Source organism: Streptomyces sp. NPDC023573 (assembly GCF_055559735.1).
Map to the genome: position 1 here is coordinate 443,685 of NZ_JBVHKB010000007.1, position 24,078 is coordinate 467,762.

24 protein-coding genes are annotated in these 24,078 nt (G+C 71.0%); 8 read left to right on the top strand and 16 right to left on the bottom strand.

The genetic code is table 11. The features are described 5' to 3' along the window. Positions 1–37 precede the first annotated feature (37 nt). From ACZ32T_RS24340 to ACZ32T_RS24350, 3 genes are all read right to left on the bottom strand, one after another. On the bottom strand, positions 38–823 hold the full coding sequence (locus tag ACZ32T_RS24340) for an electron transfer flavoprotein subunit beta/FixA family protein (protein WP_467265440.1): 786 nt from the start codon (positions 821–823) through the stop codon (positions 38–40). 202 nt (positions 824–1,025) lie between these two features. Further along, positions 1,026–1,532 carry a flavin reductase family protein gene (locus ACZ32T_RS24345; protein ID WP_467265438.1) on the bottom strand — a complete coding sequence of 169 codons (507 nt, stop codon included), beginning with the start codon at positions 1,530–1,532 and terminating at the stop codon, positions 1,026–1,028. Positions 1,533–1,727: 195 nt separating this feature from the next. Next, positions 1,728–2,054, bottom strand: coding sequence for a TlpA family protein disulfide reductase (locus ACZ32T_RS24350; RefSeq protein WP_365933492.1), 327 nt, complete (start codon positions 2,052–2,054; stop codon positions 1,728–1,730). Positions 2,055–2,273: 219 nt separating this feature from the next. Between ACZ32T_RS24350 and ACZ32T_RS24355 the strand changes: the two genes are divergently transcribed. Next, positions 2,274–2,996 carry a lysophospholipid acyltransferase family protein gene (locus tag ACZ32T_RS24355; RefSeq protein ID WP_356716922.1) on the top strand — a complete coding sequence of 241 codons (723 nt, stop codon included), beginning with the start codon at positions 2,274–2,276 and terminating at the stop codon, positions 2,994–2,996. Between the two features lie 23 nt (positions 2,997–3,019). On the opposite strand, the gene ACZ32T_RS24360 is transcribed toward ACZ32T_RS24355, so the two are convergent. The 5 genes from ACZ32T_RS24360 to ACZ32T_RS24380 form a co-directional block, all read right to left on the bottom strand. Further along, the gene (locus ACZ32T_RS24360; RefSeq protein ID WP_467265704.1) at positions 3,020–3,712 is read right to left on the bottom strand and encodes a B3/B4 domain-containing protein; all 693 of its coding nucleotides are present in this window, start codon (positions 3,710–3,712) and stop codon (positions 3,020–3,022) included. 44 nt (positions 3,713–3,756) lie between these two features. Beyond that, positions 3,757–4,356, bottom strand: coding sequence for a transglutaminase-like domain-containing protein (locus tag ACZ32T_RS24365; protein WP_467368957.1), 600 nt, complete (start codon positions 4,354–4,356; stop codon positions 3,757–3,759). Positions 4,357–4,427: 71 nt separating this feature from the next. Beyond that, complete coding sequence (locus ACZ32T_RS24370) at positions 4,428–5,510, bottom strand: threonine aldolase family protein (protein WP_467265433.1); 1,083 nt, start codon at positions 5,508–5,510, stop codon at positions 4,428–4,430. Beyond that, positions 5,489–6,253: an SDR family NAD(P)-dependent oxidoreductase gene (locus tag ACZ32T_RS24375; protein WP_467265431.1), complete on the bottom strand. Its 765-nt coding sequence runs from the start codon at positions 6,251–6,253 to the stop codon at positions 5,489–5,491. The genes ACZ32T_RS24370 and ACZ32T_RS24375 overlap by 22 nt, the downstream gene beginning before the upstream one ends. 26 nt (positions 6,254–6,279) lie before the next feature. Then, positions 6,280–7,677: a DUF6421 family protein gene (locus tag ACZ32T_RS24380; protein WP_467265429.1), complete on the bottom strand. Its 1,398-nt coding sequence runs from the start codon at positions 7,675–7,677 to the stop codon at positions 6,280–6,282. A gap of 280 nt (positions 7,678–7,957) precedes the next feature. Between ACZ32T_RS24380 and ACZ32T_RS24385 the strand changes: the two genes are divergently transcribed. Continuing rightward, positions 7,958–8,608 carry a glycerophosphodiester phosphodiesterase gene (locus ACZ32T_RS24385; protein WP_467265702.1) on the top strand — a complete coding sequence of 217 codons (651 nt, stop codon included), beginning with the start codon at positions 7,958–7,960 and terminating at the stop codon, positions 8,606–8,608. A gap of 27 nt (positions 8,609–8,635) precedes the next feature. Here the strand turns inward: ACZ32T_RS24385 and ACZ32T_RS24390 are convergent, their stop codons facing one another. Next, positions 8,636–9,184 (bottom strand): GNAT family N-acetyltransferase, encoded by a 549-nt coding sequence (locus ACZ32T_RS24390; protein WP_467265427.1) that lies wholly within the window; start codon positions 9,182–9,184, stop codon positions 8,636–8,638. Positions 9,185–9,363: 179 nt separating this feature from the next. Between ACZ32T_RS24390 and ACZ32T_RS24395 the strand changes: the two genes are divergently transcribed. The 5 genes from ACZ32T_RS24395 to ACZ32T_RS24415 all read left to right on the top strand — a co-directional run bounded on the left by ACZ32T_RS24395 (position 9,364) and on the right by ACZ32T_RS24415 (position 12,739). Next, complete coding sequence (locus ACZ32T_RS24395) at positions 9,364–9,972, top strand: DUF5134 domain-containing protein (protein WP_467368959.1); 609 nt, start codon at positions 9,364–9,366, stop codon at positions 9,970–9,972. Between the two features lie 83 nt (positions 9,973–10,055). After that, the gene (locus tag ACZ32T_RS24400; protein WP_467368962.1) at positions 10,056–10,991 is read left to right on the top strand and encodes a M56 family metallopeptidase; all 936 of its coding nucleotides are present in this window, start codon (positions 10,056–10,058) and stop codon (positions 10,989–10,991) included. 33 nt (positions 10,992–11,024) lie between these two features. After that, on the top strand, positions 11,025–11,723 hold the full coding sequence (locus tag ACZ32T_RS24405) for a phosphatase PAP2 family protein (RefSeq protein ID WP_467265421.1): 699 nt from the start codon (positions 11,025–11,027) through the stop codon (positions 11,721–11,723). A gap of 30 nt (positions 11,724–11,753) precedes the next feature. Further along, complete coding sequence (locus ACZ32T_RS24410; RefSeq protein WP_467368964.1) at positions 11,754–12,479, top strand: HAD family hydrolase; 726 nt, start codon at positions 11,754–11,756, stop codon at positions 12,477–12,479. An 80-nt stretch (positions 12,480–12,559) separates the two neighbouring features. Further along, entirely contained in the window at positions 12,560–12,739 is a 180-nt protein-coding gene (locus ACZ32T_RS24415) for a hypothetical protein (protein ID WP_467265417.1), read from the top strand. A gap of 170 nt (positions 12,740–12,909) precedes the next feature. Here ACZ32T_RS24415 and ACZ32T_RS24420 read toward each other — a convergent pair whose 3' ends face one another. Further along, a complete protein-coding gene (locus ACZ32T_RS24420) occupies positions 12,910–14,400 on the bottom strand; it encodes an LVIVD repeat-containing protein (RefSeq protein WP_467265416.1) in 1,491 nt (496 codons plus the stop codon). Positions 14,401–14,581: 181 nt separating this feature from the next. Here ACZ32T_RS24420 and ACZ32T_RS24425 point away from each other — a divergent pair, with 181 nt between their 5' ends. Beyond that, positions 14,582–15,241: a DUF305 domain-containing protein gene (locus ACZ32T_RS24425; RefSeq protein ID WP_467265700.1), complete on the top strand. Its 660-nt coding sequence runs from the start codon at positions 14,582–14,584 to the stop codon at positions 15,239–15,241. Between the two features lie 185 nt (positions 15,242–15,426). On the opposite strand, the gene ACZ32T_RS24430 is transcribed toward ACZ32T_RS24425, so the two are convergent. From ACZ32T_RS24430 to ACZ32T_RS24455, 6 genes are all read right to left on the bottom strand, one after another. Continuing rightward, entirely contained in the window at positions 15,427–15,774 is a 348-nt protein-coding gene (locus ACZ32T_RS24430) for an ArsR/SmtB family transcription factor (protein WP_356716898.1), read from the bottom strand. Between the two features lie 51 nt (positions 15,775–15,825). Next, positions 15,826–16,554 (bottom strand): class I SAM-dependent methyltransferase, encoded by a 729-nt coding sequence (locus ACZ32T_RS24435; RefSeq protein WP_467368966.1) that lies wholly within the window; start codon positions 16,552–16,554, stop codon positions 15,826–15,828. A gap of 29 nt (positions 16,555–16,583) precedes the next feature. Next, on the bottom strand, positions 16,584–17,684 hold the full coding sequence (locus tag ACZ32T_RS24440) for an NADH:flavin oxidoreductase/NADH oxidase (RefSeq protein WP_467265411.1): 1,101 nt from the start codon (positions 17,682–17,684) through the stop codon (positions 16,584–16,586). Positions 17,685–17,832: 148 nt separating this feature from the next. Further along, entirely contained in the window at positions 17,833–18,225 is a 393-nt protein-coding gene (locus tag ACZ32T_RS24445) for a hypothetical protein (protein WP_467368968.1), read from the bottom strand. Between the two features lie 27 nt (positions 18,226–18,252). Continuing rightward, a complete protein-coding gene (locus ACZ32T_RS24450; protein WP_467368970.1) occupies positions 18,253–21,432 on the bottom strand; it encodes a glycosyl hydrolase 115 family protein in 3,180 nt (1,059 codons plus the stop codon). Between the two features lie 239 nt (positions 21,433–21,671). Further along, positions 21,672–24,074 (bottom strand): beta-xylosidase/alpha-l-arabinosidase, encoded by a 2,403-nt coding sequence (locus ACZ32T_RS24455; RefSeq protein ID WP_467265405.1) that lies wholly within the window; start codon positions 24,072–24,074, stop codon positions 21,672–21,674. Between the last annotated feature and the right edge of the window lie 4 nt (positions 24,075–24,078).

The following is a 24,078-nucleotide window of genomic DNA, read 5'->3' on the forward strand; positions in this document are numbered from 1 at the left end:
GCGAGGGAGTGCGGGGCGGTGAGGGAACGGCCGGGGCTCAGATGAACTTCTGGCCCGCAAGGAACTCGGCCAGCTGCTTGCCGCCCTCGCCCTCGTCCTTGACGATCGTGCCCGCGGTACGGGCGGGACGCTCGGCCGCGGAGTCGACCGCGGTCCAGGAGCCGCCCAGGCCGACCTCGTCCGCCTCGATCTCCAGGTCATCGAGGTCCAGCGACTCGACCGGCTTCTTCTTCGCCGCCATGATGCCCTTGAACGACGGGTAGCGGGCCTCGCCCGACTGGTCGGTCACGGAGACCACGGCCGGCAGGGACGCCTCGAGCTGCTCGGACGCGGAGTCGCCGTCGCGACGGCCCTTCACGGTGCCGCCGTCGACCGAGACCTCGGAGAGCAGGGTGACCTGCGGGACGCCGAGGCGCTCCGCGAGCAGCGCCGGGAGCACGCCCATGGTGCCGTCCGTCGACGCCATGCCGCAGATGACCAGGTCGTAACCGGTCTTCTCGACAGCCTTGGCCAGGACCAGGGAGGTGCCGATGACGTCGGTGCCGTGCAGGTCGTCGTCCTCGACGTGGACGGCCTTGTCGGCGCCCATCGACAGCGCCTTGCGCAGCGCGTCCTTGGCGTCCTCGGGACCCACCGTGAGCACGGTGATCTCCGCGTCGTCCGCCTCGTCGGCGATCTGCAGTGCCTGCTCGACCGCGTACTCGTCGAGCTCCGACAGCAGACCGTCGACGTCGTCACGGTCCAGGGTCAGGTCATCGGCGAAGTGCCGGTCGCCGGTGGCGTCGGGCACGTACTTCACACAGACAACGATCCTCAAGCTCACGCCGGCTCTCCTACTGCATCGTCATTTCTGGGCTGCCTTGTTGCACGCAGCATAGGCGCCTTATCGGGCGGTTTCCGGTCGGGGCGACCCGGCTTCCGGCCAAAATATTACTCGCCAGTACACCCAGTACATTACCCATAAGCAAGCGCTTGGAACTGTGACGTACCCAACGGAGTCGGCACCGGCACCGGCTTGCTCGCCCTCAGTCTCGCAGAGCCGTGAAACGCCCCTGGTGGTAGACCAGCGGCCTGCCACCCGGCGACGGATCCCCGGCCACGACCTCGGCGATCACGATGCGGTGGTCCCCCGCCGGGATCCGGGCGACCACCCGGCAGACCAGCCAGGCGACCACACCTCCGAGCAGCGGCACCCCTTCGGGGCCCGCGCTCCAGTCGGTGGACGGGCCGAACCGGTCGGCGCCGCTGCGGGCGAACGTCGCGGCGAGCTCCTGCTGGTCCTCGCCGAGTATGTGCACGCCCACGTGCTCCGCCTCCGCGACCACGGGCCAGCTGGACGACGAGGTGCCCACACCGAAGGAGATCAGCGGGGGCTCGGCGGCGACGGAGTTGAGCGAGGTGGCGGTGAAGCCGACCGGCCCCGCGCCCGCGGCAGTGATCACCGCGACCCCGGCGGCGTGCTGCCGGAAGACGGAGCGGAGGAGTTCGGGGGATGCCGTCCGGGTGGTGGCGAGATCGGGCGAGGCCGTCATGGGGAGTCCTTCCGCGAGGGGGCGTACGGGGCCGTGGGTTCTTCAGGCACCCGGACAGCGCGCACTCGCGTGGCGCCCGAGGTCGACATGGACCCGGCCGAAAAGAAGGAGTTCTGGCGGCATAACGTCAGAGTGACGATGCGTGGTGTGCACAGTCAAGTGCGTGCCGTCAGGTGGGAGATGCGTCACGGTCCGTCAGATCGCCTCACCCAGCGCGGCGACGACGTCCGCCGTGCGCGGAAGGCCGGCCGCCCTGCGGACGATGCGTCCCGCCGCGTCGAGCACCAGGACGGTGGGGGTGCGGCTGATGCCGAGGCTGCGCACGAGCGTGAGATGCGCCTCCGCGTCGATCTCGACATGGGCGACACCGTCGACCATCCCGGCCACCTCCGCGAGGGTGCGCCGAGTGGCGCGGCACGGCTGGCAGAACGCGGTCGAGAACTGCACGAGAGTCGCACGATCCCCCAGTTCCGCGCCGAGTTGGGCCGCGTCCAGCGTGCCCGTGTCCGTCCGCCCGTCCATCCCGGCCTCCCTCTCAGAGCTCTGCGCAAAGGGTCAGCACCCCGCGACCTCGATACATTCCCGGATGATTCACGTGACGAGAATCTCTCGCGCCGGACCCTTTGGGGCTGGCCACGGCGTCGCACATGGGGCACGATCGCCCCAATGCCGAAAACCTACGGCTGCGTAACTTCCGCCGGGAGAACCCTCCCCAGGCATTGAAGAAGGGTCTTCATCCAGATGGCAGAACTCGTCTATCGGCCGGTCATCGGCGCCGCTCGTACGCTGTTCAAGGCGCTCGACCTGAAGATCGACACCCAGGGTTCGGAGCACATCCCGAAGACCGGTGGCGCGGTTCTGGTCAGCAACCACATCAGCTATCTGGACTTCATCTTCACCGGGCTCGGCGCCCTGCCCCAGAAGCGGCTGGTCCGCTTCATGGCGAAGGAGTCGGTGTTCCGCCACAAGGTGTCGGGGCCGCTGATGCGCGGCATGAAGCACATCCCCGTGGACCGCAACCAGGGCGAGGACGCCTACGCGCACGCGCTCGCGTCGCTGCGCGCGGGCGAGATCGTCGGCGTGTTCCCCGAGGCGACGATCTCCCAGTCGTTCACGCTGAAGAGCTTCAAGTCGGGCGCCGCGCGCCTGGCCCAGGAAGCGGGCGTACCGCTGATCCCGATGGCGCTGTGGGGTACCCAGCGGCTGTGGACGAAGGGGCGCCCGCGCAATTTCCGGCGCAGCCACACCCCGATCACGATCCGCGTGGGCGAAGCCCTGGAGGCCCCCACCGACCAGTACGCGGGCGCGATCACCCGCCGGCTGCGTGAACGCGTCCAGGAGCTCCTCGAGGCGGCACAGCGCGCCTATCCGGTGCGCCCCAAGGACGCGGCCGACACCTGGTGGGTACCGGCGCACCTCGGGGGTACGGCTCCGACGCCCGCGGAGGCCCGCGAACTCGGCTGACCCTCCGCGCGGCGGGGGAAACGTCACGCCGGGTCGTGGAGGGTGATCCGCGCTCCGGGGCTGAGCTTCTCGAGCGACTCGGCCAGCTCGGCGGCCGCGGCGCCGAGCTCCGGCACCGTCATGGGAGCGAGGCTCTCCAGAAGGAAGACGGCGTCGACCGACTCCTCGGTGAGGCGGGTGCGTGTGCCCTGACGCCAGTTCCAGCGCCTGCAGGTGACGGACTCGTCGTCACGCCAGACGACCTCCCCGGGCTCGGGGTGCTCCATGACTTCCTCGCCGCCCGCGACCGTGGGGAACGGGTCGAGGCCGGTGGAGCGCACCAGTCTCATGGCGCCGCTGACGCGGTCGGTGTCCTCTCCGCCGACCGGGATCAGATGGGCGACACTGATCGCGTTGTAGAGATCGACCAGGCGGTTGATGCGGGGCAGCCCGGCCTCGGTGAGGGCGCGCCGGGCGAGGGCCTCGGCGGAGTTGCGGGTCCGGGAGGGCTTGGCACCGAAGGCCGTGTACATCTCGCGCCAGGCGGCCATGTGAGGGTCCTCGTGCGGGGCCCTGCCGCCGAGCCGCTCGGTGAGCCTTCGCGTGGCGTCGTCGAGCAGTGCCGAACTCTCCTCGGTGGTCGGGCCGTTGACGAGGCCGTGCGCCTCCACGGCGATGTGGGTGAAGCCGGGTGCGAGGCTGCGGACCTCGTCGGAGACCGTGATCGTCAGGGTCATCTTCTGCATTGCTCCGGTGCGGGTTTCGGGGGGCATGGCGGGGCTCAGAGCGCGGCCGGCAGGTTCCGGCCCAGCTCCGCGCCGTCGCGTGAGCTCCGCAGGGCATGGAGGGTCGCCGCATGCGGTACGGCATAGACTACCGGATAGTCCAATTCATTGAACTCAGGTCGCGGCACCCAGGCCAGCCGTTCCTCACCGGCCGAGAACCGGGCGTCGATCCCGCCCACGTTTCCGCGCGGATCCTGCCGCACCCACCGATCCCACCCGGGAAGACGCACCGCGATCAAGCCGTGGACGACGAGGCCCGCGCCGTCACTCCCCGCGAGCCGCTGGTAGCAGAGGCCGGCATGGATACCCGCGGCCCGCAGCAGGGCCGTCAGGGCATGCGATTTGGCGTAGCAGATACCGGTGCGGGCGGCGAGGACGTCGGACGCGCGCCAGGTGACCCGCGGGTCGCCCGTGTCCATCGAGTGCGGGATGGTGTCACGTACGAACGCGAAGGCCGCGGAGGCGTATGCATATGCGTCGGCCGTTGCCGCACCGAGGCGCTCAGAGGTCTCCCGCACCAGCGGATGGCGGTGGTCGATGACCTCGCCTTCGGCCAGGTAGGCGGAGATGTCCGAGTCGTGCTGGATCAGCTTCATGCCCGGGGAGCGTAGCGAGGCGGTCGACCGGACGCAATACATTTCCGGCCGACCGCATAACTATGCCGTTGCTACTGCCTGGCCATCTCTTCCTTGAGCGCCTGGACGAACGCGTCGACGTCGTCCTCGTGGGTGTCGAAGGCGCACATCCAGCGGACGTCTCCCGCCTTCTCGTCCCAGAAGTAGAACCTGAACCGCTTCTGCAGCCGTTCGCTCACCTCGTGGGGCAGCCTCGCGAAGACGGCGTTGGCCTGCACCGGGTAGAGGATCTCCACCCCGTCCACCGCCCTGACCCCGTCGGCGAGCCGCTGGGCCATGGCGTTGGCGTGGCGCGCGTTGCGCAGCCAGAGATCCCGCGCGAGCAGTGCCTCGAGCTGGACCGAGACGAAGCGCATCTTGGAGGCGAGCTGCATCGACAGCTTGCGCAGATGCTTCATGGCCCGGACCGCGTCCGGGTTCAGGACGACGACGGCCTCCCCGAAGAGCGCGCCGTTCTTGGTGCCGCCGAAGGACAGGACGTCGACGCCGACCGTGTTGGTGAACGTACGCATCGGCACGTCCAGCGACGCCGAGGCGTTGGCTATCCGGGCACCGTCGAGGTGCACCTTCATGCCACGCGCGTGGGCGTGCTCGCAGACGGCGCGGATCTCGCCGGGCGTGTACACGGTGCCGAGCTCGGTGTTCTGGGTGATCGAGACGACCTGTGGCATCGCCCGGTGCTCGTCGTCCCAGCCGTGCGCCTCCCGGTCGATGAGCTCCGGTGTGAGCTTGCCGTCCGGGGTCGGAACGGTGAGCAGCTTCAGGCCGCCCACCCGCTCGGGCGCGCCGCCCTCGTCCACGTTGATGTGGGCGGACTCGGCGCAGATGACCGCACCCCAGCGGTCGGTCAGCGCCTGGAGGGCGACGACGTTGGCTCCGGTGCCGTTGAAGACCGGGAAGGCCTCGGCGGTGGGGCCGAAGTGGCCGTGCATGATCCTCTGGAGGTGTCCGGTGTAGTCGTCCTCGCCGTAGGCGACCTGGTGGCCGCCGTTGGCGAGGGCGAGGGCCGCGAGGACCTCCGGATGCGCGCCCGCGTAGTTGTCACTGGCGAAACCACGCACCTGCGGGTCGTGATGACGTCGCGCGTCGGTCCTTACGGTTGCGGGGTCAGCCACAGACGCTTTCCGTTCACTTCTCCGGCGGGCTTGTCCCAGACTCCGGCGATGGCCTCGGCCAGCTCCGTGACGTCCGTGAAGCCCGCGAACTTCGCATTCGGGCGCTCGGCGCGCATCGCGTCGTGCACCAGTGCCTTGACGACCAGGATCGCAGCAGCCGACGTCGGTCCCGCGTCGCCCCCCGCCTTGCGGAAGGCGTCCGCCAGGGCGAGCGTCCAGGCCTCGGCCGCCGCCTTGGACGCGGCGTAGGCCGCGTTGCCCGCGGTGGGGTGGCCGGCTCCGGCCGCGCTGACCAGGACGTACCGGCCCCGGTCGCTGCGCTGGAGGACCTCGTGGAAGGCGAGCGAAGTGGACTGGACCGTGCGGATCAGCAGCTTCTCCAGATAGTCCCAGTCGGCCAGGCTGGTGTCCGCGAAGCCGGTCCCCCCGCGCCAGCCCCCGACGAGATGCACCAGTCCGTCGACACGGCCGAACTCCTTCTCGGTCTTGAGGGCCCACTCCCGCGCGGCACCGGGATCGAGCAGATCGACCGTGTCGCCGGTGACGGTCGCTCCCCCGTGGGCGTAACGCGCGGCGTCGACCGCTTCCACGAGCCGCTCGGGGTTCGCGTCGGAAGCGACCACGGTCGCCCCCGCCTCCGCCAGCCTGAGCAGAGTGGCGCGGCCCGCCGGCCCCGCCGCCCCGGCCACCGCGATCACGGCGCCCTCGAGCGCACCGCTGTCGGCCCTGTCCGTTCCGTTCATCGCCACCGCCTCCTCAGAACCCGCGCTCATGCAGCTGCCCGCCCGGCGTCCGCCGCGGTGATCCCCTTGGTGGAGGCGATCACATGCTTCAGCTTCTTCGAGAGCGCCTCATAGAACATGCTCAGGGGAAACTCGTCCGGAAGCACGTCGTCGACGAGCTTACGAGGCGGCTGGTTCAGGTCCAGGGCGTCGGGACCCTTGGCCCAGCGGGATCCCGGGTGGGGCGCGAGATAGGTCGCGACCAGGTCGTACGCCGCGAACCAGTGCACGAGCTTGGGGCGGTCGATGCCGTCGCGGTAGAGCTTCTCGATCTCACCGCAGAGCTGGTTCGTGACCTCGGGGGCGCGGGCCCAGTCGATCTTGAGCGTGTTGTCGGTCCAGCGGACCACGTCGTGCTTGTGGAGGTAGGCGAAGAGCAGCTGACCGCCCAGGCCGTCGTAGTTGCGCACGCGCTCGCCGGTGACCGGGAAGCGGAACATGCGGTCGAAGAGCACGGCGAACTGGACGTCCCGGCCTTGGCCGAAGCCGTCGGCCTCCAGCTTCACGGCCTCCCGGAAGGCGGTGAGGTCGCAGCGCAGCTCCTCGAGCCCGTACATCCAGAACGGCTGGCGCTGCTTGATCATGAACGGGTCGAACGGAAGGTCGCCGTGGCTGTGGGTGCGGTCATGGACCATGTCCCAGAGCACGAACGCCTGCTCGCACCGCTTCTGGTCACCGATCATCTCGCGGACGTCGTCGGGCAGCTCGACGCCCAGCAGGTCGACGGACGCCTCGGTCACCCGGCGGAAGCGTGCGGCCTCGCGGTCGCAGAAGATACCGCCCCAGCTGAAGCGCTCCGGGGCCTCGCGTACGGCGATGGTCTCGGGGAAGAGCACGGCGGAGTTGGTGTCGTAGCCCGAGGTGAAGTCCTCGAAGGTGATGCCGCAGAACAGCGGGTTGTCGTAGCGCGTGGCCTCCAGGTCGGCGAGCCACTCGGGCCAGACCATCCGCAGTACGACGGCCTCGAGATTGCGGTCCGGGTTGCCGTTCTGCGTGTACATCGCGAACACGACCAGGTGCTGGAGGCCGTCCACGCGGCTCCTGGCGGGCTGGAAGGCGAGCAGGGAGTCGAGGAAGTCCGGGACGCCGAACCCGTCCGCGGCCCAGCGGCGCAGGTCGGTGACGAGCGCGCGGTGGTAGGCGGCGTCGTGCGGGAGCAGCGGGGAGAGCTGCTCGACGGCGGTGACGACGCGCTCGATGACGGCCCCGGCCGTTTCGGCGGAGGGGGCGCCGTCGGCCCCGAAGTCGATGGAGCCGTCCTTGGACTGCCAGGGGCGGAGCTCCTCCACGGCACTCTTGAGCGCCGGCCAGGCAGGGTGCTCCACAACCCGCTGGGCAGAAGCTATCGCGCCGGTGGCGGCGGCGTGCTCAAGAATTTCCGTCATAACACTTCCTTCACGGGAGAACCTCGCGTCAAGCAACCGTATCCACCCACGTCTCCATCGGACAAGTGGAGGGCAGAAAATTATCCTGCCGACTCACATGTTCACCGTTATTTTTCCTGCCACACCTCCGCGCGACAACTTCTTCCGCCGCACTGGCAGGGCAAGGGCCGTCCTGCAGGGGAGAACTGGTTCCCTGGGGGTAGGAGCCGCACGCGGGGCATACACGACGGACGGAAGCGGGAGTGCCTTGACTTTTCTCACCATCGGTCATCGCGGGGTCATGGGTGTCGAGCCGGAGAACACCCTGCGTTCGTTCACGCACGCGGAGCAGGCCGGCATGGACGCCGTCGAACTCGATCTCCACCTGAGCAAGGACGGCGCGCTCGCCGTGATGCACGACGCCGCGGTGGACCGCACGACGGACGGGCGCGGGCTGATCGCCGAGAAGACGCTGGCGGAACTCCGCGAACTCGACGCCGGGCAGGGCGAGCGGGTGCCGGTCTTCGAGGAGGTGCTCGACGCGATCGGCTCGCCCGTCCAGGCCGAGATCAAGGACGTGGCGGCGGCGCGGGCACTGGCAGAGGTGATGCTGCGACGCGATCTGTCCGCCCGCGTCGAGGTCTCCTCGTTCCACGACGAGGCGGTCGCCGAGATCGCTCAGCTCGTCCCGGGTGTACGCACGGTGCTCATCGCCAGCCACTGGGAGGGCGATGTGGTGGACCGGGCGAAGGCGGTGGGCGCGGCGACACTCGCTCTGAACATCCGCCGCCTCACCCTCGAGGTCGTCGAGCGCGCCCACGCGGAGGGTCTGAAGGTCATCGGCTGGGTGGTCAACACCCCCGACCACCTGCGTCTTGTCCGCGCGCTGGGCCTGGACGGCGCGACGACCGACTACCCGGAGATCCGTCGCGCGGGCCGCTTCACGGCCTGAGGCGCCCCGCGCGCTTCCCGCTCCGCCCTACAGCTCCTTGACCAGGAGCTCGAACGCGAGATCGTCGCGCTGCGGGATGCCGAAGCGCTCGTCGCCGTACGGGAAGGGCGTGAGCTCTCCCGTACGGCGGTAACCCCGGCGCTCGTACCAGGCGATCAGGTCCTCCCGGACCGAGATTACCGTCATGTGCATCTCGCTCACACCCCAGTCCTCACGGGCCGTGCGCTCCGCCTCGGCGATGATGACCTTGCCCAGGCCCGCGCCCTGCAGTTGCGGCCTCACCGCGAACATGCCGAAGTACGCGGCCTGCCCACGGTGTTCGAGCTGGCAGCAGGCGACCGGCTCGCCGTCCCGCTCGGCCACGAGAACCCGGCCCCCGGGGACCGCGAGCACCTCGCGCACCCCGTCGGCGTCCGTGCGCTGCCCCTGGAGGATGTCCGCCTCGGTGGTCCACCCGGCCCTGCTGGCGTCGCCGCGGTAGGCGGACTCGACGAGTCGCACCAGGACCGGCACGTCGTCGCCGGTCGCGTCGCGGAAGGTGAGTTCTGTCCGTGCCGTGGCCGGGGCGGTGTCCATGTGGCTCTTCTCCGGTGGTGTGCTGCCGACGTGTTCTCCCGAGACTAACCCGCCCCCTGCCGCGCCCCCGCAGATGCCGGCGCGCTCCCCCGGTACCCCAATGCGCCCCGGTAGGAGGGGCCGGTACGGGGCATCGATGGGACGACACCGGCGTGATTCGCCGTAGGGGGAGGTGCACCGTGCACGGACCGGCGCTGTCCGGCTGGCTGCTCATGGTGTTGTGCGGGGCCACGGGGGCGTACTGCCTGCTGCGGGCCCGCGACGGCACGGAGCGGGAACGCAGATCGGCGCGCGCCGAGGCGCTGATGGGGTTCGGGATGGCCGCGATGGCCGTGCCCGCGGCCCTGCTCACGCTCCCGGAGTGGATGTGGGTGGTGTACGCGGTGGTGTTCGGCGCGGCCGCGCTGCACGCGGTCGTGTACGCCAGGGGCGGCGGTCACCATCTGCACCATCTGGTCGGCTCGCTGGCCATGGTCTACATGGCCGTGACCATGGCCCCGGGAGCCGCCCACGCCGCGGGGGGCGGCCACGCCGGCCACGGAGCGGGAACGGCCGGAGGCATCCCCGTGGTGACCGGAGCACTGCTGGTCTACTACGCGTTCTACGTCCTGCACTCGGCGGGACGGCTGATACCCGCCCCCTCGCCCGTCGGCGTGCCGGCCGGCGGGGGCGGTGGCGGCCGCACCGGCGTGGCGGCGGCCCCCGCCTGGCGCGCGCGGCCGGAAGTGGCCCTGGCGTGCAGGCTGACCATGGGGACAGCCATGTTCGCCATGCTGCTCACGCTCTGAGGCGGCGGGCCCGAGGCCGTGTCGTACGTCACTTGGCGCGCGTGGCCATACCCGTGGGTACCGCGCACTCATAGGCTGACGGCATGTTGGTCTCCCTCGCGCTGCTGCTGCTCGGTGCACTGGCTGCCGTCATGGCCCCCGGCCTGATGGCAAGAGCCCGGTGGCCGGAGCGTGAGCCGGTCGTGGCGCTGTGGGTCTGGCAGTGCGTGGTCGCGGGCGTCCTGGTGTCGTTCGGGCTCTCCATGACCCTCAGTGCCGCCGCCGCCTGGCAGGCGGTCCGCGGCCATGTCTTCGCACCCGCTCCGCACGCCGTGGTCGAGGCGTACGCCCTGGGCGCGTACGGGCCGTGGTCGGCGGTCATCGCGGTCCTGCTGGCGCTCGGCGGAGCATGGACCGCCGCCATGCTCGTACGGGAGGTCCACCGCGCCCGGACACGCCGCCGGCAGCGGCGCGGCGAACTGCTGGTCCGTTCCCCGCTGATGCCGGGCGAGGAGCCCGGCAGCGGGCGCCTCGTGGTGCTGGAGGGCGAGCGGCCCGATGCCTGGTGGCTGCCGGGGGCGGCTCCCCAGCTCGTCATCACCACCGCGGCGCTCGGCCGGCTGAAGGGACGTCAGCTCGATGCCGTGCTCGCGCACGAGCAGGGGCACGCCCAGGCCCGTCACGACTGGCTCCTGCACTGCTCGGACGCGCTCGCGACCGGTTTCCCGCAGGTGCCGGTGTTCGCGGCGTTCCGCGACGAGATGTACCACCTCGTCGAACTGGCCGCGGACGACGTGGCGTCACGGCGCTTCGGGCGTCTCACGATCGCGCTCGCCCTGGTCGAACTCAACGAGGACCGGGGCGTGTTCGGCCCGGCACCGGCCTCCGGCGCCCATGTGCCGCTCAGGGTGAACCGCTTGCTCGCCCCCGTGGACCGGCTGACCGCGGGCCGCCGGCTGCGGCTGACCGCCGCCGCCGCGCTGGTGCCCGTCGTGCCGTTGCTGGTGGCCTTCGTGCCGGGACTCAGGGCACTGGGATAGCTTCACGCACGGATCATGCACCAGGATCACCCCATGCACTCCCCTCCTCCCCTCCCCCCGCGCGCCCGGCGCCCTTTGCTGATCACGGGCCTCGTCTGCGCCTCGCTGTCCCTCGGTCTTCTCGTGCTGGTCGCGGTGCGCTGGTCGCCCTTGATGTCCGTGGACACCTCGGTGGCCGGGGCACTGCACCGCCGGGCGGTGACCGAACCGGGGCTCGTCCACGTCAGCCGCGTGCTGACGGACTGGGTGTGGGACCCGTGGACCATGCGCCTGCTGACCGCCGTCGTCGTGGTCGCCCTGTGGTGGCGCGGCTTCCGGCTGCTCGCGGGCTGGGTCGCCGCGACGAGTCTGCTCACCTCACTCGTGCAGCAGGGGCTGAAGGCGGCCGTGGGCCGGGAACGCCCCCGGTGGATCGACCCGGTGGACTCGGCGCATTACGCCGCCTTCCCCTCGGGTCACGCCATGACGGCGGCGGTCACCTGCGGGCTGCTCGTGTGGCTGCTGCGTCTGTACGGCGCGCGGCCGTCCCTGTGGTGGGGCTCACTCGTGCTCGCCGTGATCTCGGTGACCGGCGTGGCCCTCACCCGTGTCTACCTGGGCGTGCACTGGCTGAGCGATGTGGTGGGCGGAACGCTCCTGGGGCTCGCCGTGGCGTCGCTGTCGGCGGCCGGCTACACCGAATACACCAGGCGTACCCGGCGGCCGGCCGGCGACGGCGGCACGCCCTTGTAGATCCCCGCCGGCGGCGGGGAAGATCGGCTCATGCCAATCAAGGGTGTACTTTTCGACTTCTCCGGGACCCTCTTCCGGATCGAGTCCGTCTCGGCGTGGCTGCGCACGGTCCTCGACGCGCGGGGCACGGCCGTGGAACAGGCGGACTTCGAGCGGTGGACGCGTCTGCTGACCGAGGCCGGAGCTCTGCCCGGGGGCCCGGCCCCCGTACGGATCCCGCCGGCGCTGGCCGCCGCGTGGGCCGGCCGCGACCGCACCGCGCAGGCGCACAGGGAGGCGTACACCGGCCTGGCCCGCCAGGTGGCCCTTCCGGACCCCGGCCTGTACGACGCGCTGTACGACCGCCATATGAGCCCTGCGGCGTGGCAGCCGTATCCCGATGCGGCGGAGGTCCTGCGCGGGCTGCGGCGCGGCGGCACCGCGGTCGGCGTCGTCAGCAACATCGGCTGGGACCTGCGCCCCGTCTTCCGCGCGCACGGCCTGGACGAATACGTCGACGCGTACGTCCTGTCCTACGAACACGGCGTCCAGAAGCCCGATGCGCGCCTGTTCCGCACGGCGTGCGCGTTGCTGGAGCTGGATCCCGCGGATGTGGTCATGGTGGGTGACGACCGCCACGCGGACGCCGGCGCGGCCGCCGTGGGCTGTGAGGTGCGTTTCGTGGACCATCTGCCCGTGGCGGAGCGGCCGGACGGGCTCCGGGCGCTCAGGCTCGTGGAACAGGCCGGGGAGGCCCCCGGCACCCACCGTCCGTGAAGGATTCCGGGAGGCGGTGTGAGGGATATCCCTGTCCCTGAGGGGGTCCCTCGGCCCGCAGGGGGTTTAGTTTGGTGGACATGTCCCCGTATCCGAACCCGTCCGCCACCGTGCGCACCGCCTCCGTGGTCAACGAAGAGATCCGCACCCTGTGGCAGCGCTCGGGCGGACTGCTGTCCCCGGACGAAGAGACGGAGTACCAGCGCCTGCTGGTGGAGTGGGCCGCCGCCGCGGGTACGAGCGTGCGGCCGGCCGCCTGAGCTGCCGGCGGGGCGCCGCCCGTGACTGATTCCGGCGATCCCCCGCATCGCCGGAATCAGGGGTACAGCATGTCCCCGTGCCGCCCACCGGTCAATGAGATAGACGTGCCCCGCCGGGCGGAGACCGTCCGGCGGGGCACTCACTTTCACCTGCGGGAGGAACCGGTGGTTCAGCGGGCGAAGTAGTCCGGCTGCGTCTGCACGTTGAGCTCCTTCAGCCGCACCTTCTTCGCGGGGTCGGTCCGCCGGTCGTCGAGCTTCAGGACGTCGAACCCCTTGGCGATGTCGTTGGAGTAGATGTAGCCGTTGTAGTAGTAGGCCGACCACGGGCCGGCCGTGGTGACCGCGTCCGTGGAGACCGGGCCGCGCTCGAAGTACGCGATCTCCTTCGGCTTCGAGGAGTTGGTGAAGTCCCACACGGAGATGCCGCCCTGGTACCAGGCCTGGACCATCAGGTCCTTGCCCTTGACCGGAATGATCGAGCCGTTGTGCGCGACGCACACCTCGGTGTCCGCCTGCGGACGGTCGATCTTGAAGTAGCTGCGGAAGACCAGCTTGCGGTGGTCCCCCCTGCCCGTGATGTCGTAGACGCCGTCGGCACCGCGGTTCGGGCCGATCTCGTCGTTGCAGGTGGCCGCGCCGCCGCCGCCGAGCTCGTCGGTGAACACGACCTTGTCGGCGTCCTGGTTGAAGGTCGCGGAGTGCCAGAACGCGAAGTTCACGTTGTCCTGGACCCGGTCGATGATCTTCGGGTTCTCCGGGTCCTTGATGGAGAACAGCAGGCCGTCACCCATGCACGCCCCGGCCGCCAGGTCCTTGGACGGCAGGACGGTGATGTCGTGGCACCCGGTGGTCCTGGAGACTCCGGGGTTGGCCGGCGCTCCGGGGTTGCCGCCGTCCGGGAAGAGCACCGGGAAGTTCACGATCCGGGAGTCCTCGGGGGCGCTGCGCGGCACCTTGATGACGGAGATCCCGTCGTGCGGCGGCTGGCAGTCCGGGAACGTCTCGTTCGGCGAGTACGAGGAGACGTACACGTACACGTTCCTGCGCTCGGGAACGATCGTGTGGGTGTGCGAACCGCACGCGGTCTCGACTGCGGCCACGTACTTCGGGTGGCGCTTGTCGCTGATGTCGAAGACCTTCATGCCCTCCCAGGAGGACTTCTCCGTGGCCGGCTGGGTGGTGCTGGCACAGGAGTTGTCGCTGCGGGAGGAGTCGGTCGACAGGAAGAGGAGATTCCCGGAGACCGAGATGTCGTTCTGCGAACCGGGGCAGAGGACCTGCGCGACGGTCTTCGGCTTCTTCGGGTTGCGGATGTCGAAGATCCGGAAGCCGTCGTAGTTTCCGGCGTAGGCGTAGGTGCCCTGGAAGGCCAGGTCGGTGTTGTTCCCCTGGAGCGCGTCCTTGGGGACGTTCGTGAGGTGCTCGATGTTGGCGCTGTGGACGATCTCGTCCACGCCGGGTATCTCGCCGCTCTCGATCGCAGCCCGTGCTTCGGCCTGCTCGCTCGCGGAAACACCGCTGCGGGTGGTGGCGGTGTCGCCGGGGTCCGGTGTCGCGGCCGCGGGTCCGGCCGTGAACAGCGTGGCGATGAGCCCGGCCGCGGCTGCCGCCACGCCCAGACGTCTGCGCCGCACGCTGGTGGTGTGCAACGAGGTCACTGCGTCCTCCCTTGTATCCGTTCATCGACGAACGGTCCTTGGACCCCGGCAGTATCGTCCCTCTCATGTACACACCAACAGATGGCAACAGAGACGTAATAAAAGTTTTTGATCACGAGCTGGTGGAAGGTGTTAGGACAGTCTGCGACAGACTCATGTGCCCATGGAGGTCGCCGTGTTGATGCCCCGTCGGACCACACGCGTGCGCGCAGCCGCTCTGGCGACGACGCTCGTGGCCGTAGTTCTCGCTCTGGGCGGCTGCGACGACGGCAGCGGCGGAGCGGCCGAAGCCGAGGCGGACAAGGGCCTTTCGGTCGTGGCGCCCGGGAAGCCCGGCGAGCCGGCCAGGACGCTCTCGGCGGACGAAGCGGTGAAGGCCGCGGGGGACGACACGCCCAACTCCGCCGACTTCCGCTACGCCCGCATGATGATCGAGCATCACGAACAGGCGCTCGTGCTCACCGCCCTCGTTCCCGGACGGGCTTCCTCCGCATCCGTCGAACGGCTCGCGGAACGCATATCGGCAGCCCAGAAGCCGGAGATCGGCGCCATGGAGGGCTGGCTGAAAAACAACGGCGGGGACGACCGGGAGGAGACGCACGACCACTCCACGATGCCCGGCATGGCGACCGGCGAGCAGATCGAGAAGCTGCGTGCGTCCCAGGGCAAGGCATTCGACAAGCTGTTCCTGGAGCTTATGATCACCCACCACCAGGGCGCGGTGACGATGGCGACCGAGGCTCTCGCGGACGGCAACAACGTGCTGGTGGAGGAGATGGCCAACGACGTCGTCGCGCAGCAGGCCGTGGAGATCGACCGGATGCGCGGCCTGATGACCTGACCGGGCTCCGCCGGGGCCCCGGGCCTCTCCGAGTTCGTCTCCTCGTACAGCGCCCACCCGGACGCCGGCACCGACGGCTTCGCGCAGGGTGCGTGAGGCCCACATCGTCGGCAGGCGCGGGCCGGTGGAGATTCCCGACTGGTCCGGGCTGCTCGACGCGGCCCGGGACGGGTCCCGGTAGCGCGTCAGACCAGGCCGAGACGCTCGGCCTGGAGCTCCACCCCGCCGAGAACGCTGTCCAGCAGGCCGGGGAAAAGCGCCTCCAGATCCTCGGTCCGTACGCAGCTCAGTTTGGCCGTGCCTCGGTAGAACTGGGAGATGACGCCGTTCTCTCGAAGCACCCTGAAGTGGTGTGTGGTGGTGGACTTGGAGACCGGGAGATCGAAGCGGGAGCATGCCTGCTCGTCGGTCGCGCCCGCCAGTTGGTGCACGATCCGGAGCCTGATCGGGTCGGACAGCGCGTGGAGCACGCCCTCGACGCGGATCTCCTCGCGCGAGGGGTGGGCGAGCACGCGAGCGGCGTTCGACGTCACGGTGCCTCCACTTCGTACGGGGAGACCCATTGTACGAGAGTCGTCGTAGTTTTATCCACGGGCCGCCGCCACGAGCCGGACGTGCGGACTGCCGTCCGGTCTCCGGCCGAACTCCTCCAGCGGCAGCAGCCGCACGGTGAATCCGGTCCCCACGAGGTCGTCCACCACTCCGGCGAGCGGGAAGGTGCGGTAGTACATGACGAAGGGCGGACGCCACAGCGCGTTGCGCGCCCGCATGGCCAGGTCGAAGCCGAGCAGGGACCAGTAGGCCCGGGAGCCCACCGCGGGCGGCGCGCCCACCGGGAAGACGAACAGGCCGCCGGGCCGCAGCGCCGCGTACACCTGGTCGAACAGCGCGGGGCGTTCCTCCGGCAGGAAGTGGCCGAACGCCCCGAAGCTCAGGGCCAGGTCGAAGGCGCCCCTGAACGGCAGGGCCAGGGCGTCGGCCCGGACCCAGTCCACCGCGGGACCGCCGGTGCCGGTGGTGAAGGCGTCCCGGGCGACGTCGAGCATGCCGGCGCTGAAGTCGACGCCGGTGACCCGTTCCCGGCACAGCTCGCGCAGCACGCCGGCCCCCGCTCCGGTGCCGCAGCAGACGTCCAGACCGCGTTCGAAGGGCCCGAGGGGCCGCACCGCGCCGGCGACGGCTTCGAGCACCCGGTCCGGGGTGCGGTAGGGCGTCAGGTCGAACTTCGGCGCGAGCAGGTCGTAACCGCGCATCGTCGAGGAGAGCGCCTGCACGGCCAGTTCGCGCAGTGTGGGGCCCTGGGGAGTGAACATCGCCGCTCAGCGTACCCACTGACGCGGCGTCACACCGCGTAGCCGTACTGTTCGGGCGCTTCGGCGTCGCCGCCGAGTGAGCGTGAGGCGTTGCGGGCGAAGTAGGGGTCACGGAGCAGTTCCCGGCCGAGCAGGACGGCGTCGGCGCTGCCGTCGGTGACGATCTTCTCCGCCTGCACGGGGTCGGTGATCAGCCCGACGGCGGCCACCGGGAGACCGGTCTCGTTGCGCACGCGCTCGGCGAACGGCACCTGGTAGCCGGGCTCGACGGGGATCCGCGCCTTCGGCGCGAGACCGCCGGTCGACACGTCGAGCAGGTCGACGCCGTGGGCGAGCAGTTCGCGGGCGAGGCGGACGGTGTCGTCGGCGGTCCAGCCCTCGCGCGGGTCGCCCTCGTTCTCGGTGAGCCAGTCGGTGGCGGAGATACGGAAGAAGAGCGGGAGCCCCTCGGGCCACACGGCGCGAACGGCGTCCACGACCTCCAGCGCGAAGCGCGTGCGGTTCTCGAAGGAGCCGCCGTAGGCGTCGGTGCGGTGGTTGCTGTGCGGGGAGAGGAACTCGCCGATCAGATAGCCGTGCGCGCCGTGGATCTCGGCGACCTGGAAGCCCGCGTCGAGCGCCCGGCGGGCGGCGTCGGCGAACTGCCGCACGATCTGCTGGATGTCCTCGGTGCTCAGCTCGGCGGGCACCGTGTGCTGCTCGTCGTACGCGAGGGGGCTCGGGGCGACCGGCTTCCAGCCCTCGGGGTCGTCGACGCCGATGGGGGCTCCGCCGCGCCAGGGACGGTCGGTCGACGCCTTGCGTCCCGCGTGTGCGAGCTGGATGCCCGGGACCGTGCCCTGACCGCTGAGGAAGGTGGTGATGCGCCGGAACGCCTCCACCTGGCGGTCGTTCCAGATGCCGAGGTCGGCGGGGCTGATCCGGCCCTCCGGGCTGACGGCGGTCGCCTCGACGAGGACGAGGCCGGTGCCGCCGACCGCGCGGGAGGCGTAGTGGGCGACGTGCCATTCGTTGGGCGTACCCGCGTCAGGGCCTGACGCTTCCGCGCTGTACTGGCACATCGGGGCCATCCAGACGCGGTTGGGAACGGTCAGCGACCGCAGGGCGTAGGGCTCGAACAGTGCACTCACAGGGGGACTCCGATACCTCGGGACGCGACGGGCGGCGCGGCGGCCCGGGGCGTGCCGGGCCGTCGCTTCGTACGAGAACCACCGTACTACGAGATCCACCGTACTACGGCGGATGTCGAAATATGAAGCGTCCCGTACGACGCCTGGCTCACCCCTCCGGCCGCAGCCGCCGCCGGAGGCGGATGTCGGCGTCGGCCTCGTACATCTGGCTCCAGCTGCGTCCGCCTCCCGAGTTCCAGGTCACCTGGACGTTCGCGCCGTCCGTACGGACGGACTCCACCGTCATCAGCCGGTTCCCGTCCCGTACGTCGCCGCGCAGCAGCTCGCGCGCCTTGACGGTGACGGGCTCCGCCGACCGCGCGTTCTCCGCCTCGGCGGCCGCGGCGACGAGCGCCGCGGCCAGCTCCCTGGCCGAGGCCGTGGAACAGGACCAGGAGGCGCCCTCGATGCGGAGCCCGACCTGGAGGGGCCCCTCCGCGGGCCCGGGGGCCACCTCAAGCGCCGCGCCGCGCCCCTCGGTGTCCCGGATCTCGATGCTCATCCCTGCCGCCTCCTCGTCCCGCTCCGGTCAGCTCAGCCGGAGACTCTCCGGCGGGCCCAGATAGCTGGGCTTGAGGCCGCCGGTGTCCACCACGAGGTTCTGGAGTACCACGGTCGGGTCGACCATCCAGAATTTCAGTACGTGGGCGCCCTCCCGGCCGATGTGGTGCGCGGTGCCGGTGCGGTTCACGTTGTCCGAGGTGTTGCGGGCCCACTGCGTGTTCATGGTGCCGTCGTCCGCCCCGGTGACCTCGGTGATGTTGACGGACTGCGGGGCTTCGTCGTCGAAGGAGACGGCGTACGTGAGTCCGTCGGTCGCCAGGGCGTTGTTGCGGGGCGACAGATACGCCCATACGGTCACCGGCCCGGTGGTGAACACGCTGACCCGGTACTCCAGCCGGGGCCCCCGGCCGCCCGGAGTCCGCCGTGCCGCGGTGACCGGGAAGGGCTCCATGCCTGATCCGGTGCGGCCGATATGCGGGATGCGACGCCAGGAGATCCCGTTGCCGCCGACCGCCCGGTGGAAGTGGTCGGCCTCGATGGAGACGTAGCCGTTGGCCTCCACGAAGCCCTTGAGCCGGGACCGCTCCAGCCGGGGCCGGTCGATCACGGCACGGACGGTGATCTCCCTGCCGCCCGGGCCGGAGACGGTGACGGGGACCCGGGTGACGCCCCTCGGGGCCCGGGACCAGTCGACCCGGAAGGTGACACGGGTCTGGGCGTCCACCCTGCCCCGCGTCCGGTCGGCGATCAGCCAGGAGGCGCCCGTCCGGATGCGGAAGCCGAAAGGTTCGGTGCCCCGGTTGAAGACCTCCACGTACTGCGCGGGCTGGCTCTGGTACGGGCTGAAGACGGGCAGGACGGCCTCCGTGCCGGACGCCGGCCACCAGTCGGACGAGCCGTCGACGGCCACGCCCATCTCCGCCTTGCGCGGGAGTTCGATGCGCCGCACGGCGGGGAAGATCTCGTCCGCGATCGCCACGTCGTTCAGCTCGGGCTGCTGCCAGGGGGCGTTCGGCCCGTAACGGTCCACATCGCCGTAGCCGATGTGCGGCTGGGTCTGGAAGCCTTCCCATTTTCCGTCGGCGACCTCGGTGCCGAAGCGGCGCGCCAGTGCGAAGTCCTCGGCCAGGCCCGCCTCGGCGGTGGCGGCGAGCTGGTTGGTCAGGGCGCGGCCCTGGGGTGCGTAGTGCAGGTTGGTGAATTCCGCCTCCCGCAGGGCGTACAGGTTGGCGGTCGCCCGGACCGCGTAGCCGACGAGCTCGTACCAGGCGTCCTGCGCGGACGCCGGCAGGCTCCGCCGGACACGTTCGGCGGCGGCGTCGAGGCGCTGCCAGTCCTCGGTGACCCGCTCCAGCTCGCGGTAGTCGACGATGCTGAAGGGCGTGGCCCGGTCGTCGTAGACGACGGCGGAGGAGTCCGTGGCCGGGTCCTTGGCGGGGTCGAGGGTGATCCTCCGGTTGAGCAGCTCGGGCTTGCGGCGGGACTGCAGCCGGGCGTACGTACGCAGGATCTCGGCGATCTCCTCGGCCCGGCGCTCGCCGAAGTTCTGCGCGGCGTAGCGCTCCTCCCACTCCGGGAGCGCCTCCAGGGGCCAGCGGCCGGGGTCCCAGGCGTACTCCAGGAAGAACTGGGTGGGCAGCTCGTTGCCCTTGAGGTCGCCCACGTTGGTGACCCAGAGGCCGTGGTTGCCGTAGGCCGCGCTCTGGTGGAGCTGGTCCCACATGTTGGGGAGCGAGGCGGTGTCGACCCACTTGTAGTTGCGCCCCACGCCGACGTAGTCGAAGTGGTAGTAGAGGCCGTAACCGCCGCTGCGGGCGTCGTTCTTCAGGTCCGGCAGCTTGCGGACGTTGGCCCAGTTGTCGTCGGTGAGGACGACGGTGATGTCGTCCGGGACCCGCAGGCCGCGGTCCCAGTAGTGCTGGACCTCCTTGTAGAGGGTCCAGACCTGCGGGGCGGCGTCCTGCGCGCCGAGTTCCTCGGCGAGGATCTGGCGCTGGGTGGCGATGATCTCCGTCATCAGGTCGATACCGTCGCCGTCCGGCAGGCCGACGTCACCGTTGCCGCGCATCCCGAGGGTGACCACGCCCTCGAAGTCCTCGTCCGCCATCCGGCGCACGCCCTCGCGCCAGTAGGCCTTGACGGCTTCGGCGTTGCGGCGGAACGACCACTCGCCGGTGCCGCCGTACGGGTCGTGGCCCGGCCGGGTGATGTTCCCGGCGCTGTCGCGGACAGCGGCGACGGCGTGCCGGTTCCACTCCTCGATGCCCCGCATCATGGGCGCCTCGTGCGAGGTGCCCATGACGACCCCGTAGGCCTTCGCGGTGGCGTGGTTCTCGGGGTCGTCCTCGGCGAAGGCCCGGCCCCAGACCGCCGGCCAGAGGTAGTTGGCCTTCAGCCGCAGCATCACTTCGAAGATCCTGGCGTAGAACGCGGCGTTGAAGCCGCCCTCGAAGCCGGGCGCCTTGCCGGGGCCGAAGAAGGCCGGTGCCCAGGTGCCGAGTGCCGGGTTCTCGTCGTTGATGAAGAACCCGCGGTACTTCACGGCGGGCGTGCCCTGGGTGTGCCGGCCCGGCAGGACGTACAGCGCGTCGCGGTGGACGGGGGCGACGTCGTCCCACCAGTACCAGGGCGAGACCCCGATGCCCCGGGAGACGTCGTACGCGCCGAAGACCGTGCCGCGCTGGTCGCTGCCGGCGATGACGAACGCGCGGTCCACGCCGGGCAGCGGCTTCTCCACGACCGTCTGCAGGCTGGTCTCCCACGCGCCCGCGATCCCGGAGACCTTGAGCTTGCCCGCGGCGATCAGGCCGTCGATCAGCGGACTGCGGCCGATGGTGCCGACGATGACGATCTCGCGGGCGCGGGGCGCTTCGTTCCGGGAGAGTGCGGGGCGCACGCCGGTGACACGTTCGATGTCGTCGCGGAGATCGCCCACCACCCGGACGACGCCGGCGTGGTCCTGGTCGCTGACCACGAGCGGAGCCGCCCTGCCGGACCTGACCAGGGGGAAGGCGCCGGATCGGGAGATGAAGGAGATGTACGCGCCGGGGTCCGTGGGGCGGACCGCCGGAGAGGGCCCCGGGCCGCCCGGCGTCGCGGCGGCCTCCCCGGTGAGGCCCATCAGCGACGCGAGCGGCGTGGCCGTCAGGGCCGTGAACCCGAGGCCTGCCCCGAGGACCGATCTGCGGCTGGTGTGCTTGTCCATGTCCCTCTCCCATTTTGTTCATACGCATGACAAATTGGTCGGGCGTGAGCCCTCGGCGGATGTCCAGGGGGGGCGACGCGGGGAGGCAGGCCCACTTCGGAAGAGGTCTCTCTCCGTGGTGGCGCGGGGCCGCTGAGCCTGCCCCCGGGCGCGCCGAGGTGGCCTTCGAAAGTTTCGGGACCGCCCCTGCGTCTCCCCGGGGCGCGGGGCGGGTGTGTGGGGGCCGGAGCCCCCACACGTCACGCCCGCGGGATCAGCGAGTCGACGGACGTGGCGCACACCATGCGGCGCCGGTGATCGACGGTCCTCTCAGGGCCGGTGAGACGCAGCCGTACGGTGTGCTTGGCGTCGGCCTGGTCGCTGGAGGTGGCGAAGCGCAGCTCCAGGTCGCCGGGCTCGACGATCCGGCGCCCGTCCGTCCCGGTGAAGGAGACGAGGTCCGGGTGGAAACGGAAACTGACCTTCCGGGACTCCCCCGCGGCGAGCGGCACCCGGGCGTACCCGATGAGCCGCGCCTCCGGGCGCGTGGTCTGGGCGACCGGGTCGTGGACGTAGAGCTGGACCACCTCGGCCCCGTCGCGGTCTCCGGTGTTGCGGACGGTGACGGCGAGGTCGGTCTCGCCGTCGGTGGGAAGGTCGGCGGGCACGTCGTCACTGCCCTCCCAGGCGAACGAGGTGTACGAGAGCCCGTGGCCGAAGTGGTAGAGCGGGGTCGGGTCCAGGTTACTGACCCCGTTGGCCAGGCCGAGCGGCGGCTGCAGGTACGTCCACGGCTGGCCGCCCGCACCGTTGGGCACGCCCACGGGCAGTCGGCCGGAGGGGTTGACCCGCCCCGAGAGCACACCGGCGAGCGCCGGGCCGCCCTCCTCACCGGGGAAGAACGCCTGCACACAGCCGGCCAGCCGGTCCGCCCGCCCGCCGAGCGCGTACGTCCGTCCCGTCAGCAGGACGAGGACGACCGGGGTCCCGGTCGCGAGCAGCGCGTCGAGGAGCTCGCCCTGGAGACCGGGCAGCGCCAGATCGGCCGCGTCGCAGCCCTCGCCGGAGGTGCCGCGGCCGAAGAGCCCGGCCCGGTCGCCCAGTACGGCCACGCAGACGTCGGCCCCGGCCGCCAGAGCGGTGGCCTCCTCGATCCGGGAGGCGTCCGTGCCGTCCACCTCACAGCCCTGCGCGTAGTCGATGCCCGCACCTGGGAACTCCTCGCGGAGCGCCTCGAGCACGGTCGGCACGTCGATTCCCATGGCTGTTCCGGGATGCTGGACCCCGACGTGGCTGGGGAAGGAGTAGCAGCCGAGCATGGCCAGCGGGTCGTCGGCGCGGGGTCCCACGACCGCGATCCGTCCGGTGCCGCTCAGCGGGAGCGCGGCCTCCGGGTTGGCCAGCAGGACACAGGACCGCTCGGCGAGCAGCCGGGCCAGGGCGCGGTTCCGCGGCGGGTCCAGGTCCACGGTGCCGCGTGCCTGCTCGGGATCCAGCCCGTCGAGCACGGCGGGCAGGACCGTGCGGTCCGGATCGAGCAGGCCGAGCTCGCACTTCTGCAGCAGGACCCTGCGCAGGGCGCGGTCCACCAGGTCCTCCGCCACGAGTCCGTCGCGCACGGCGGCGACCAGGGCGTCCCCGTAGCTGCGTACGGTGGGCAGCTCCACGTCGACGCCCGCGGTGAGGGCAAGGCGTGCGGCGTCACCGCGGTCAGCGGCCACCTTGTGCAGGGTCTCGAGGAAGCCGATGCCGAAGTAGTCGGCGACGACGGTGCCGGTGAATCCCCAGGTGTCGCGGAGGAGTCCGGTGAGCAGCGACGCGTCGGCGGCGACGGGTACGCCGTCGATCTCGGCGTACGACAGCATCACCGAGCGGGCACCGCCGTCACGGATCGCCATCTCGAACGGGGGCAGGATCACGTCGGCCATCTCCCGGGTGCCGGCCCGGACCGGGGAGAGGTTGCGGGCGCCGGCCGACGCCGAGTAGCCCGCGAAGTGCTTGAGCGTGGCGACGACCCCCGAGGACTCCAGGCCGCGGATGTAGGCCGTACCGATGGTCGCGACGAGGTAGGGGTCCTCGCCGATCGTCTCCTCCACGCGGCCCCAGCGCAGGTCCCGCACCACGTCCAGGACGGGGGCGAGGCCCTGATGGACACCGACCGACCGCATGTCGCTGCCGATGCGGTGGGCCATCTCGGCGACCAGCTCCGGGTCCCAGGCGGCGCCCCAGGCGAGCGGGACCGGATAGGCGGTGGCGCCCCAGGCGGTGAAGCCGGCCAGGCACTCCTCGTGGGCGAGGGCGGGGATGCCGAATCTGCCCGCCGCGGAGATCCTGGCCTGCGCGGTGGCCAGGGAGACCGCGCCGACGCCGGGATCGACCGGTGCGGTGCCGAACGGGCGGGTGAGCTGGCCGAGTCCGCGCGTGGTGATGTCCTCGAAGTCGACCGGGTCGACCATGTCGTTCTGGTGCGGCGCGACTCCGTCGCCCTCCGCGTCGGCGCCCACCCAGATGCCGTAGAGCTGGGCGGCCTTCTCCTCGAGCGTCATACGGGCCGCGAGGTCGGCCACCCGCTCCTCGGGGGTGAGCGACGGGTCGCTCCACGGGCCGTCGACGGTGGTGGGCGTATCGGCCCGGCGGGTGTGTGGGGCGGGGTGGATTGCCATGGCG

Coding starts and splice junctions, on each gene's coding strand:
- ACZ32T_RS24415 (WP_467265417.1), top strand. CDS start 12,560: ATGTCCCCGTATCCGAACCCGTCCGCCACCGTGCGCACCGCCTCCGTG.
- ACZ32T_RS24435 (WP_467368966.1), bottom strand. CDS start 16,554: ATGTTCACTCCCCAGGGCCCCACACTGCGCGAACTGGCCGTGCAGGCG.
- ACZ32T_RS24355 (WP_356716922.1), top strand. CDS start 2,274: ATGGCAGAACTCGTCTATCGGCCGGTCATCGGCGCCGCTCGTACGCTG.
- ACZ32T_RS24360 (WP_467265704.1), bottom strand. CDS start 3,712: ATGACCCTGACGATCACGGTCTCCGACGAGGTCCGCAGCCTCGCACCC.
- ACZ32T_RS24385 (WP_467265702.1), top strand. CDS start 7,958: ATGGGTGTCGAGCCGGAGAACACCCTGCGTTCGTTCACGCACGCGGAG.
- ACZ32T_RS24410 (WP_467368964.1), top strand. CDS start 11,754: ATGCCAATCAAGGGTGTACTTTTCGACTTCTCCGGGACCCTCTTCCGG.
- ACZ32T_RS24450 (WP_467368970.1), bottom strand. CDS start 21,432: ATGGACAAGCACACCAGCCGCAGATCGGTCCTCGGGGCAGGCCTCGGG.
- ACZ32T_RS24390 (WP_467265427.1), bottom strand. CDS start 9,184: ATGGACACCGCCCCGGCCACGGCACGGACAGAACTCACCTTCCGCGAC.
- ACZ32T_RS24405 (WP_467265421.1), top strand. CDS start 11,025: ATGCACTCCCCTCCTCCCCTCCCCCCGCGCGCCCGGCGCCCTTTGCTG.
- ACZ32T_RS24400 (WP_467368962.1), top strand. CDS start 10,056: ATGTTGGTCTCCCTCGCGCTGCTGCTGCTCGGTGCACTGGCTGCCGTC.
- ACZ32T_RS24445 (WP_467368968.1), bottom strand. CDS start 18,225: ATGAGCATCGAGATCCGGGACACCGAGGGGCGCGGCGCGGCGCTTGAG.
- ACZ32T_RS24375 (WP_467265431.1), bottom strand. CDS start 6,253: ATGAACGGAACGGACAGGGCCGACAGCGGTGCGCTCGAGGGCGCCGTG.
- ACZ32T_RS24350 (WP_365933492.1), bottom strand. CDS start 2,054: ATGGACGGGCGGACGGACACGGGCACGCTGGACGCGGCCCAACTCGGC.
- ACZ32T_RS24425 (WP_467265700.1), top strand. CDS start 14,582: ATGCCCCGTCGGACCACACGCGTGCGCGCAGCCGCTCTGGCGACGACG.
- ACZ32T_RS24380 (WP_467265429.1), bottom strand. CDS start 7,677: ATGACGGAAATTCTTGAGCACGCCGCCGCCACCGGCGCGATAGCTTCT.
- ACZ32T_RS24345 (WP_467265438.1), bottom strand. CDS start 1,532: ATGACGGCCTCGCCCGATCTCGCCACCACCCGGACGGCATCCCCCGAA.
- ACZ32T_RS24365 (WP_467368957.1), bottom strand. CDS start 4,356: ATGAAGCTGATCCAGCACGACTCGGACATCTCCGCCTACCTGGCCGAA.
- ACZ32T_RS24455 (WP_467265405.1), bottom strand. CDS start 24,074: ATGGCAATCCACCCCGCCCCACACACCCGCCGGGCCGATACGCCCACC.